General features: G+C 40.9%; 8 protein-coding genes. 4 read left to right on the plus strand and 4 right to left on the minus strand.

The window, feature by feature from the left end; all coding sequences use genetic code 11:
* Nucleotides 1-98: 98 nt before the first annotated feature.
* The 3 genes from BIZ39_RS19270 (at nt 99) to BIZ39_RS19280 (ending at nt 2,572) form a co-directional block, all read left to right on the plus strand.
* Nucleotides 99-953: a DUF6694 family lipoprotein gene (locus BIZ39_RS19270; protein WP_316248269.1), complete on the plus strand. Its 855-nt coding sequence runs from the start codon at nt 99-101 to the stop codon at nt 951-953.
* Between the two features lie 181 nt (nt 954-1,134).
* Nucleotides 1,135-1,470, plus strand: a complete 336-nt coding sequence (locus BIZ39_RS19275) for a hypothetical protein (RefSeq protein WP_222936708.1) — start codon at nt 1,135-1,137, stop codon at nt 1,468-1,470.
* Nucleotides 1,471-1,573: 103 nt separating this feature from the next.
* Complete coding sequence (locus BIZ39_RS19280) at nt 1,574-2,572, plus strand: MBL fold metallo-hydrolase (RefSeq protein ID WP_187447774.1); 999 nt, start codon at nt 1,574-1,576, stop codon at nt 2,570-2,572.
* Here BIZ39_RS19280 and BIZ39_RS19285 read toward each other — a convergent pair.
* Together BIZ39_RS19285 and BIZ39_RS19290 are read right to left on the minus strand one after the other, a co-directional pair.
* A complete protein-coding gene (locus tag BIZ39_RS19285) occupies nt 2,565-3,602 on the minus strand; it encodes an AAA family ATPase (RefSeq protein WP_187447775.1) in 1,038 nt (345 codons plus the stop codon). The genes BIZ39_RS19280 and BIZ39_RS19285 overlap by 8 nt on opposite strands.
* Nucleotides 3,603-3,611: 9 nt before the next feature.
* Complete coding sequence (locus BIZ39_RS19290) at nt 3,612-5,453, minus strand: vWA domain-containing protein (protein WP_187447776.1); 1,842 nt, start codon at nt 5,451-5,453, stop codon at nt 3,612-3,614.
* A 193-nt stretch (nt 5,454-5,646) separates the two neighbouring features.
* On the opposite strand from BIZ39_RS19290, the gene BIZ39_RS19295 reads away from it, so the two are divergent.
* Nucleotides 5,647-6,093 (plus strand): DUF6998 domain-containing protein, encoded by a 447-nt coding sequence (locus tag BIZ39_RS19295; RefSeq protein ID WP_187447777.1) that lies wholly within the window; start codon nt 5,647-5,649, stop codon nt 6,091-6,093.
* A 390-nt stretch (nt 6,094-6,483) separates the two neighbouring features.
* Here BIZ39_RS19295 and BIZ39_RS19300 read toward each other — a convergent pair whose 3' ends face one another.
* Both BIZ39_RS19300 and BIZ39_RS19305 read right to left on the minus strand, forming a co-directional pair.
* Complete coding sequence (locus tag BIZ39_RS19300) at nt 6,484-6,924, minus strand: NfeD family protein (protein ID WP_187447778.1); 441 nt, start codon at nt 6,922-6,924, stop codon at nt 6,484-6,486.
* 4 nt (nt 6,925-6,928) lie between these two features.
* Nucleotides 6,929-7,807: slipin family protein (locus tag BIZ39_RS19305; protein WP_187447779.1), on the minus strand; the 879-nt coding region annotated here is incomplete at its 5' end.

The following is a 7,807-nucleotide window of genomic DNA, read 5'->3' on the forward strand; positions in this document are numbered from 1 at the left end:
ATTTTTGATCGGATAACTCCGAAATAGGCGATCGGATTAGACCGAAATCAGTGATCGGATTGAACCGAAATGGGTGATCGGAATGGGCCGGAACATGCATCGATACCACGTCACAAGAAACCATAAAGAGTTCTGCTCAAAGCATTACTGCTGACATGACGGAACAGGAACAGGCTGAATTTTCCAAAGCCCTAATGTACTACTCACTCGGCGGACAAAAGGCATGGACTTCTATGGTTGGCTCATTTGATAGCAAAAACGACGGTGCTAGCCCTGAAACGCTCATATCTATTAACCTTCAATCTCTCGATGGCCTTACCGGTCAAGAAGTGATCGAAAAATACCGCGAAGCTCTGGCGAAGGATAAAGAACTTAGAGAGCGCAAACGAGCGGAAAGAGAAGCCAAGCAAGCTAAAGCGCGCGAAGAGCAAGAAACCATCCGCAAACTCAGTGATGAAGCAAAAGCCCTGCTAGAAAGTAAACGCTTTGAAGACGCAATAGAGAAATACCGCGCATTAAGCGAAATAGATTCGGCAAAAGAGTTAGCCACGAATGGGATTGCTAATACGCAAACTGCGCTTAACGCGTTTACCGAAAAAATGGAATACATGAATAAAGTGGCAATAACGGAATTTGAAGCAAAGCGTATTGATACCTACTCTGATAAAGGTGTTCCTGCTGTTCGCGTATCTTTAAAGAACAATGGCGAACGCTCGCTGGATAAAGTCAAAGTCACTGTGTATTTTCAAGACAAAAACAATAGCACTATTTACGAAGAAAGCTTTCATCCCGTTCTTGTTAGCCGCTTTTCAATAAGGGATAACAAACCTCTTAAAGCGGGTTATATCTACGAGATGGAAGACGGAAAATACTTCACTGTGAAATCGAAGCTCTCTGAGTGGGATGAGAGTAAAACAATAATCAAAATCGTTGACTTGGCTTTCTCTAATTAATATGAAAATGAACACTGAACAACGGTTACCATATTTTTTATCTGTCCTGATGCTGACTTGTATATTGCAAGGATGCTCTGAGCCCCAGCGTAAATTTTCAGAAAGCGATTTCAATAATGCTACGCTATTTTTCTGTCAAGAACCCAATTTCACCTCCAGTCCATTGCAGGGTAATTCATACGTGCTCTACTACGATCAAGAAACGCAATTGGGAAATATAGGACAGTTCGTTTACATGGGTGACTATGAATGGGCTGAAGAGGTTGAGGAAGCAAATTTTTACAGTACCTATAAAGCAATATTGTCAGACAACAGTGTCATGCTGTATCTGGACCATAAGAGTGAAGATAAGACTCTCCATATTGTTATTGATAGAAAAACCTTAGACGTTAAATTCGATTATAAACCCATGAAGTGTAACGAAGTTGATGCAGAAGAGCTCAAAAGCATAAAAGCACAATTGGTTAGCGAACACGTTAGGTACACAGACAATAACGATAGGGAAAACAGGTTATAAAGTCGTAGACTGAACATCTTGGTGAAGTTTACGAGAATGATGTTCTCAATCGTTGGAAGGACCGCATATATATATTGTGTCAAAAGTTGGGATGGATAAACTCATGAGAAACCACCTCTGTACGTTTAGCTTATGCATAGTGGGAATTATGTTGAGTAGTTGTGCACATTATCAACCCAGAAACTTTGTTCCAACTCTCAACGTTTCTTCTATAAAAAATCCACTTTATGCAAGTTTTTATGGTACATCCACTTTACTCATTTCTGACACCACCAGCTCGATTCTTATAGATGGCTTCTTTTCTAGGCAAGGCATTGTAGAGTCAATAGTCAACCGAATGAAGACAAGCGATGAAGCAATAAAAGTGATAAAAGATAAGAATATTGATGCTGTATTAGTTTCACATTCACATTTTGACCACGCTAAAGATGCTGCTGTAGTGGCAGATATCAAAGGAGCTAGATTACTAGCTTCGAAAAGAACCTTGGAGATATATAACAACGATGTTGAACGACCAATTAATGTAAAGAACTCGACAAAGGTTGGTGACTTCAAAGTTACGTTTATCGAATCTAAGCATGCACACAAAAGCTTTTCAAAAAAACTGATAGAAAGGCTCTTTCTTTTTGTCGCCGGTGGTTACGAATATAGCAATGCAGGAGATGTTTACAGTTACTATATTGAGCACCCGCAGTCTAATATTTTGGTTGTGCCTAGTGCAGACTTTCCAGATAAATGGGCCCAGATAAATGAGAAAACTGCCTCCATTGTTTTCTTAGGTATTGGTTTGTTGGGTGAGCGCGATGATGACTTTATTGAGAAATACTGGAAATCAACAGTAATGGATACATGTGCGGGTCTGGTGGTTCCGATTCATTGGGATGACTTTAGAATCCCGCTTAATAAACCATTGAAATCGACGCCTGATTTATTTAACGATGTATCAAATGCTATGAACAAACTTGCTAAGCTGGCGGATAAAGCAAATTGCAATGGAGAAAAGGTTAAAATTCTGTTCCCTACAAAAATTTCCCCGTTCTCCATAAAGCTTGGCGATTATGAATCTACACCACTCTCCATTTCTGATGCCAACGTTAACTAGCAGCTAAAGCTTGCTGTAGACTGTTACCTCTTACTGGACGAGTGCCCTTTTGTGATATTTCAGCAAGTGTACTATTCATTTTATCTTCAGTGAGGTGCCTTTGAAGCATGCCAATTATTATCTCATGCTCCTCTATACTAACCCCATTCAAAAATGCCTTATAGAAAGTCTGCAATAAGGTTTTTGATTTTTTATAACCTACGATACGCGAACACCATTTAACTAAAGTTCTTGTCGAAAAGGGTTCTCCTACAGGATCCGTGGCATCATCTAACCTATCGACACCCAATAAAGCATCCCGCAACGCGTTAGCAACCTTTACCAAATCAGATGCTAGGGATATGGGTATCGCACTAAATTGTTTTCGTAAAATGTCGATTTCAACTTCTGCAGACGGATAATGTAATCGAGTCCAACTTATTCGCGACCGTATTGCAGAATCTAATTGCTGTGAAGTAATGTATCGATTAGAGGCGCCATCACCTATGGTGTTAGCGGCAACTATCACTCTGGTGTCAGGGTGTGGTTGAACTATTGTTCCATTACTTAATGTCCACGGCTTATTATCTATAACTGCATGAAGAGATGCTGACAGTTCAGGAGACGCCTTATCTATCTCATCAAAAAATACAATCCCGCCATCTCTATAGCACTCTACTACTGCTTGCTCTACGTATTCCGAAACTGAACAGCCATCTTTAACTCGCAACTCCATTCCACCTTCAATTTGCTCAGGCCTAAGTGCACAGTGAATTTGCACCGTTGCCAAACGAAGTCTTAGGTAATGTGATATATACCTAACCATCTCGGTTTTGCCCGTCCCAGTTTCCCCAACTAGGCCTAGCGCCCCATCCGCATCTAAGGTCAATTCCACAAGCAAATCTTCTAAAATATCTATTTGAGGAACATAAAAAGGGTTTAGTGGTACAAAAGGGTCGTTTTTTCCTACCTTAACTTCTGTATCTTCTGTTACGAAACTAACATTAGGAAATAACTTAGATATAGGTTTTAATTCATAAAATGTAGACATGTAGTTCCCCTAATAGTTAATGATTGTTTGCTTCGTCATTTTTTCAAAAGCAGATGGCAACTGTTCTGCAGAGTCTACGAATAAACACTCATGCTCCATAAAACCAGACTCTCGAAATGCGACACAGTCTCTTCTTGATAATGCGATACAAAGTACAATAATGTTGAGTTTACGTGCCAAATGAAGCATAGACCGCAAGGCATCCCTATGTTTTCCTTCTTCATCAGACGGTAAATCTCCATCAACGATCAATATCAAGTATCGTCTCTCTAACTGGTTTCCAGTTCTAATAAGCTGCTCTATACCTTCTCTTAATGCTTCACTGGTTGGTGTAGTGCCAAATGGTTTTACTGCAAACTTTTCTGATTGTGGCTTCACTCCAAACGCGCAAGCACGATAAAAACAGACCTTTTTGTAACTAAAAAAATAGTCAACTTGAACATTAGCTTTAGGTAACTGGTAAAGGGTTTTTGCTAAACTAAACACAGCGGTATTTGCTGCTAGCATCGGTGACTCATTAGCTTCACCGGCGCCTTTCATTGATTGAGAGCAATCTACAGCAATGTGGATATGTCCCACAGGTTGCTTTTGAATCGGCTCATCTTTAAACACAGTTCCACGGCCGGCAATAGCATGGGGGAAACGTTCCGGGGCCAATTGATTTCCACGATGGTTATATTCGCCAGGCTTTGGAAGTAATGAGTAAAATGCTTTTTTGACTACTGGCGCCAACTTGGACATTAATCGTCGACTTTTTAAAGCATCAAAATATGAATGGCAAAGCTCAGGGCTAGTCACATATTGTCTGTCGGTGAGAAAGCAATCCACACAACCAGACTGTGAAGCCTCGCTTGCCATGCTATTCATCGTCTCACGTGCTTTGTCGTGTAAATCGCTAACTTGGTAAGGGGTGTCAGCAGATAACCCCTGCTCTATTTGCTCTGAAATACTTAGCGGAGCTTTCTGTGACGGTGATATGCCTTTGCCAGACGGTTTCTCATACGTTTCATCTCCCACCTGCGGTACTTTCCCATCACTTTTATTTTGAGAAGATATAGATAATGTTTGATGTCTCTCATCATTGTTCGCCTGACCTTTGGGACCTTCTTGGGATATGTCTCGGTCATTGGTCTCACCCTCTTTTCTCTGACTCTCGAGTAAGCGTATTAATTGTTTAATAATCGGGCTTATATCTTCACATCGCACTACCGCATCTACGGCGTCCAGTATGAGATTAAGTGATTTGATAAATTCGGAGTTAGTCTCATCTATTAAAGACTCTCTTGTCATATAAAGATGCTTTTTCATGCACTTGTCATTGTTAAAATGAAACCGGCAGTACATCATCACGTAACCCTGGAATTTGACCATGAATGGCTGAGTGTGATAATCAGCTCCACCACGCTCGACTAAGACCTCGCACATCCCTTGAAGATTGCTAATTGAGCCCGGGTAAGTATCCTTCATAAGTCGTTCCATTCGGACGTCTTCGATAGCATTGAACAAGGTCAACTCTAGTGGTGTAAAATGTTGATTCTTCAAATAGATGAAATCAGAAAACTTTAGATGTCCGGCTTCGTGGTCGATAAGTCCTTCGACTAGTTTGAGGTATACCGGGTCCGTGAAATCTCCATTCCTGATGAATATTTCATCGTTTTTTGTCGCCGCGTTATACCTGATCTTTTCAACGATATGGACTTTTACATTATGGCGCCCTGCAATCATTGAGCTGATTTGTTTGAGATATCGCAGGGCTTTATCTTTTTTGCGTCTATTACTCGCATCCGCATCAAGCACATAAACTGTGCTCACAATTTTGGATTGAGGTATATTGTATTGTCCTATTCTCACTCTACTACCACTTAAAAAGGAAATTGTGGAAACAGAGTAAGTGCATTTTTTATTCGCGCTACTTTGTGAGGTATGTCATTTCAATAGGTGAGTTGAGTAATAGCAGGTACTCCCATTTGTTATCTGCAGCAAGCTTGAGCTAGTGTAGGAATAATTTATTACTTAATGCCACGAAAATGTTGATAACTATTCAATGAAGCATATAGAGCAAGTACCTGCAAAAATAAGAGAAATATATAAGATTGTTACCGAGTTGGAGGATATGTTCGGGAGACACTTCACGCCTGACGGCCATATGGTAGGCAGTATTGGCGAAGTGCTTGCCGCATACCATTACAACCTAGTTCTTCTTCCTGCATCTGCAGAGAGGCATGACGCCGTAACAAAAGATGGTATCCACGTACAAATAAAAGCGACACAAGCAAGAACGATTGGGTTGAGGTCTAAACCTGAGCATTTGATCGTCCTATATCTGCAAAAGGATGGTACCAATATCGAAATATTTAACGGGCCAGGTGAGTTAGCGTGGAAACACGCAGGGAAACTACAGAAAAACGGTCAAAGGTCTATTGGTGTGGCTAAATTAAATCAATTAATGGAAACACTTAGTGACAAAGTGAAATTGCCAAGAATTCCATAGATAACATCTAGTAAGAGATTTTCGTTAAAGCAAAGCCGTTTTAGCTCCACCCTATTGTCATTGCGACATATGGCTTCCTTCCATAAGCACAATGACAACTCGATGGTTTAAAGGCGTATGCACATTCTACACATTAATAGGACAAGAGTGTCCTGTACCAACTATCTGCGATAACTTCCGTTCCATAAACGTTTGTAAAATCTAACTCTCCCTCTGAAATAGGCCCCTTTGGGATAGAGTTTGTCGTTGTATAAGTTATCAACAAGAACTCCATCTAGGTTAATCCCATTTAAGTTCTTCAAGAACGCTGAATGATGACCCCATTTATCGTGAGGAAAAATCAAAAAAAAGCCCAAGCAAACGGCTTGGGCTTTTTCAATCTACTTCAAACTACGTATTTCTTCCTACAGTCAATGTACCTACACTTACATCTTTTATTATGACTTTTGAACCGGCTGGTATGCTCTCATCGCTGTTCACTTTCCAAATTATTCCTGAATAGTGTAGCGTTGCTGAGCGCGTTGGGCTTACATCTTCCGGAAGCTCGACCATATTCCCTATCAAGTCGTTTTTCACTTTCAAAGGGGCCTTATCGCGCTGCAGATACTTCATAGGTTTCCAGAGGACCACCATTAAAATCAAATCCAGTACTGAAACCGCTATAAAGAGATTCAAAATACTTGGTTCAATACCGCCCGCATAAACTAGTGCAGCTGTTATTAATAACGATAAACCCAAGGTGAACAGGAGAATGACTGAGAACCCAAGTAGTAATTCTGCAATCATCAGCAATAAGCCGATCGCTACAAGATAGCTTTCTATATCTTCCATAACATCAGTTCACCTTATAACCTAGTTTGTTCACTATTGACATTGCTTGCGCAACTACATTGCCAATTTCTGTTGAGCCGTCGGGGAGCAAAACAACCGAGCTTTCTTTCGCGATTTGCTCTTTGGCTTTGATAGCTCCTTTAGCTAAGTCTAGTTGTACGGCTTTTTGTCCTTCTTCGGTAGCAGCTGCTCTACCCACCGTTTCAATAGCCTCCGCGTCAGCTTTTGCAACCTGTATAATCGCTTCAGCCTCACCTTGTGCTTTTAATATCTGCTCTTCTTTCTCAGCTTGAGCGGCCAGCACTATAGATTGTTTTTCACCTTCGGCGCGGTTAATGGCAGCTTGTCTGTCACCTTCTGATTCTAGGATCTGAGCTCGCTTAAGTCTTTCGGCTTTCATTTGCTGTTCCATCGCGTCTAGCACTGAATTGGGTGGATTTATGTCCTTTAGCTCATAACGCATAACTTGAACTCCCCAAGGAGCCGCTGCGGTGTTTAAAGCCGATACAATGTTTGTATTTAACAAGTCTCTTTCTTCAAATGTCTTGTCTAACTCCATTTTACCAAGCTCAGAACGCATTGTTGTTTGTGCAAGCTGTTTGACTGCAAAGGCATAATCTTCAACGCCATACGTGGCCTTGTAGGGATCAACAACTCGAAAATACAATACACCATCAACGCTAAGGGTTATGTTATCTTTTGTAATTGCTGATTGCTCTGGCACGTCTACCGCTTGCTCTTTTAGAGACCTGTCAGCCGCGACAGTATCTATAAAAGGCACTATAAAGTTAAGCCCAGCTTCCAGGGTTGTGTTGTATTTACCAAAACGTGAAATTATAAAAGCTCTGTTTTGGGGGACAAACTTTATCGAAGACTTTAAAAG

The sequence above is a fragment of the Alteromonas sp. BZK5 genome, from assembly GCF_014349115.1.
GTDB lineage: Bacteria > Pseudomonadota > Gammaproteobacteria > Enterobacterales > Alteromonadaceae > Alteromonas > Alteromonas macleodii.